Source organism: Streptomyces pathocidini (genome assembly GCF_001418495.1).
GTDB lineage: Bacteria > Actinomycetota > Actinomycetes > Streptomycetales > Streptomycetaceae > Streptomyces > Streptomyces pathocidini.
Map to the genome: position 1 here is coordinate 1 of NZ_LIQY01000384.1, position 3,779 is coordinate 3,779.

General features: G+C 72.6%; 2 protein-coding genes and 1 pseudogene. All 3 read left to right on the forward strand.

The genetic code is table 11. From position 1 onward, the window contains the following. A partial coding sequence (locus AOK16_RS18200; RefSeq protein ID WP_055473297.1) for a leucyl aminopeptidase occupies positions 1-1,268 on the forward strand: 1,268 nt, incomplete at its 5' end. Positions 1,269-1,640: 372 nt separating this feature from the next. Beyond that, entirely contained in the window at positions 1,641-3,029 is a 1,389-nt protein-coding gene (gene lpdA, locus AOK16_RS18205; RefSeq protein ID WP_055473298.1) for a dihydrolipoyl dehydrogenase, read from the forward strand. Positions 3,030-3,078: 49 nt separating this feature from the next. Then, a pseudogene (locus AOK16_RS18210) lies at positions 3,079-3,779 on the forward strand (biotin/lipoyl-containing protein); the annotation flags it as partial.

Below are 3,779 nucleotides of genomic sequence, written 5' to 3' on the forward strand. Positions count from 1 at the left end.
CGGAGGCGCTGCGCCGGGCCGCCGGTGCCGCGGCCCGCGCGCTGAGCGGTTCGAAGAAGGGCGGCTTCGCGCTGCCGGTCGGGGACGCCGAGTCGGCCGCGGCGGTGGCCGAGGGCGCGCTGCTCGGCGCGTACGCCTTCAACGCCTACCGCAGCAACGGGAACGGTGGCGGCAAGAACGGCGCCAAGAAGAAGGAGGGCAACGGCAAGGAGCCGCTGGCCGAGGTCGCCCTGCTCGGCGGCAAGCCGCGCGACAAGGCCTTCAAGGCCGCGGCCGAGCGCGCCACCGCGCTGGCCGCCGAGGTGAACCGCGCCCGCGACCTCGTCAACACCCCCTCCAACGACCTCCACCCGGTGGCCTTCGCCGCTCACGCCCAGGCGGCCGCCAAGGAGTTCGGCCTCAAGGTCGAGGTGCTGGACGAGAAGGCGCTCGCCAAGGGCGGCTACGGCGGTCTACTCGGTGTGGGCCAGGGTTCGGAGAACCCGCCCCGCCTGGTCAAGCTCGCCTACACCCACCCCAAGGCGGAGAAGCACCTGGCCCTCGTGGGCAAGGGCATCACGTACGACTCGGGCGGCATCTCGCTGAAGCCGGCCGGTCACAACGAGACGATGAAGTGCGACATGAGCGGCGCCGCCGCCGTGTTCGCCACCGTCGTGGCCGCGGCCAGGCTGGGCCTGGCGGTCAACGTCACCGGCTGGCTCGCGCTCGCCGAGAACATGCCGTCCGGTTCGGCCACCCGCCCCGGTGACGTGCTGCGGATGTACAGCGGCAAGACCGTCGAGGTGCTGAACACCGACGCCGAGGGCCGGCTCGTGCTCGCCGACGCGCTCACCCGCGCCTCGGAGGAGAAGCCGGACGCCATCGTGGACGTGGCGACGCTGACCGGCGCGATGGTGCTGGCGCTGGGCAACCGCACCTTCGGGATCATGGGCAACGACGAGGCGTTCCGCACCGCGATCCACGAGGTCGCGGAGGAGTCCGGCGAGCAGTCCTGGCCGATGCCGCTCCCTGCCGAGCTGCGCAAGGGCATGGACTCGCCGGTGGCCGACATCGCGAACATGGGCGAGCGGATGGGCGGCGGCCTGGTCGCGGGCCTGTTCCTGAAGGAGTTCGTGGGCGAGGGCATCACCTGGGCCCACCTGGACATCGCGGGCCCGGCCTTCCACGAGGGCGCCCCGTACGGCTACACCCCCAAGGGCGGCACCGGCTCGGGCGTCCGCACCCTGGTCCGGCTCGCCGAGCGCACCGCCGACGGGGACCTGGGCTGACGCCCACGCCCATGGCGACCCCGGGCTGTGGCCCGCACCACCACCGACGGCGGCCCGGGCCGACCCCGGCCCGGCGGGGCTCCGGAGCGGAAACGCTCTCCGGCCGGTGCGGATCCGCGTTCGCCCTCGACGAAATCCGTACCGGTCAGCGCCGGGGTGGGCCCGTGGGACGGCGGGGCCGGAGTCTCGGAGACCGGCCCGGCGTCCCGTGGCCCGCGAACAAGTGCGAAGATGGGTCCTCGGCAGGACAGGGCCCCGGCTCGCTCACCGTGCGAGCCACCCCAGCGGGCCGTGAAAGCCAGCGGCCGAACAACAGCCGCCGCCCGGTCGCCGAAGACCGGCTCCGGCGTACCCATGCATGGAGGACGTGACGTGGCGAACGACGCCAGCACCGTTTTCGACCTAGTGATCCTCGGAGGCGGTAGCGGTGGCTATGCCGCTGCCCTGCGCGGGGCGCAGCTGGGCCTGGACGTCGCACTGATCGAGAAGGACAAGCTGGGCGGCACCTGCCTGCACCGCGGATGCATCCCCACCAAGGCGCTGCTGCACGCCGGCGAGATCGCCGACCAGGCGCGCGAGGGCGCCGAGTTCGGCGTGCTGACCTCGCTCGAGGGTGTCGACATGGCGGGCGTGCACAAGTACAAGGACGGGGTCATCTCCGGCCTGTACAAGGGCCTGCAGGGCCTGGTCGCCTCCCGCAAGATCACCTACGTGACGGGGGAGGGGCGGCTGTCCTCCCCCACCTCGGTGGACGTCAACGGCCAGCGCTACGAGGGCCGCCACATCCTGCTGGCGACCGGCTCCGTGCCGAAGTCGCTGCCGGGCCTGGAGATCGACGGCAACCGCGTCATCTCCTCCGACCACGCGCTCGTGCTGGACCGCGTGCCGGAGTCGGCGATCGTGCTCGGCGGCGGGGTCATCGGCGTCGAGTTCGCCTCCGCCTGGAAGTCCTTCGGCACCGACGTGACGATCGTCGAGGCGCTGCCGCATCTCGTACCGGTCGAGGACGAGAACAGCTCGAAGCTGCTGGAGCGCGCCTTCCGCAAGCGCGGCATCAAGTTCTCCCTGGGCTCCCGCTTCTCGGGCGTCGAGTACACCGGCAACGGCGTCAAGGTCTCGCTGGAGAACGGCAAGACCTTCGAGGCCGAGGTGCTGCTCGTGGCCGTCGGCCGCGGCCCGGTCTCGCAGGGCCTGGGCTACGAGGAGGCCGGGGTCGCCATGGACCGCGGCTATGTCCTCGTCGACGAGTACATGCAGACCAACGTGCCGACCGTCTCGGCCGTCGGCGACCTGGTCCCCACCCTCCAGCTCGCGCACGTCGGCTTCGCCGAGGGCATCCTGGTGGCGGAGCGGCTGGCCGGTCTCAAGACGCTGCCCATCGACTACGACGGTGTGCCGCGCGTCACGTACTGCCACCCGGAGGTCGCCTCCGTCGGCATCACCGAGGCCAAGGCCAAGGAGCTGTACGGCTCCGACAAGGTCGTGGCCCTGAAGTACAACCTCGGCGGCAACGGCAAGAGCAAGATCCTCAAGACTGCGGGCGAGATCAAGCTCGTCCAGGTGCGGGACGGCGCCGTGGTCGGCGTCCACATGGTCGGTGACCGTATGGGCGAGCAGGTCGGCGAGGCGCAGCTCATCTACAACTGGGAGGCGCTGCCGGCGGAGGTCGCGCAGCTCATCCACGCGCACCCGACGCAGAACGAGGCTCTCGGCGAGGCGCACCTGGCGCTGGCCGGCAAGCCGCTGCACTCGCACGACTGAACCTCGGGCACGCCCCATCCGCACAGATCGTTAAGGAGCAACCGAAACCATGGCGGTTTCCGTAACCCTGCCGGCGCTCGGCGAGAGCGTGACCGAGGGCACCGTCACCCGCTGGCTGAAGGCCGAGGGTGAGAAGGTCGAGGCCGACGAGCCGCTGCTCGAGGTCTCCACCGACAAGGTCGACACCGAGATCCCGGCCCCCGCGGCCGGCATCCTCTCCTCCATCAAGGTGGCCGAGGACGAGACCGTCGAGGTCGGCGCCGAGCTGGCCGTCATCGACGACGGCTCCGGCGCGCCCGCCGGGGCCCAGGCCCCGGCTACCGAGGCCGTCGAGGCCCCGGCTCCGGCCGCGCAGCCCGAGCCCGCTCCGGCTCCCGCCGCCGAGGCCCCGGCGCCCGCCGCCGCTCCGGCCGGTGGCGCCGCGGGCACCGACGTCGTACTGCCCGCGCTGGGCGAGTCGGTGACCGAGGGCACCGTGACCCGCTGGCTGAAGCAGGTCGGCGAGAGCGTCGAGGCCGACGAGCCGCTGCTCGAGGTCTCCACCGACAAGGTCGACACCGAGATCCCGGCCCCGGCCGCGGGCACGCTGCTGGAGATCCTGGTCGGCGAGGACGAGACCGCCGAGGTCGGCGCCAAGCTGGCCGTCATCGGCGCTCGCCGGTGCCGCTCCGGCGGCCGCCGAGCAGGCTCCGGCCGCCCCGGCGCAGCCCGAGCCCGAGGCCGCCCCGGCGCAGCCCGAACCCGAGCCCG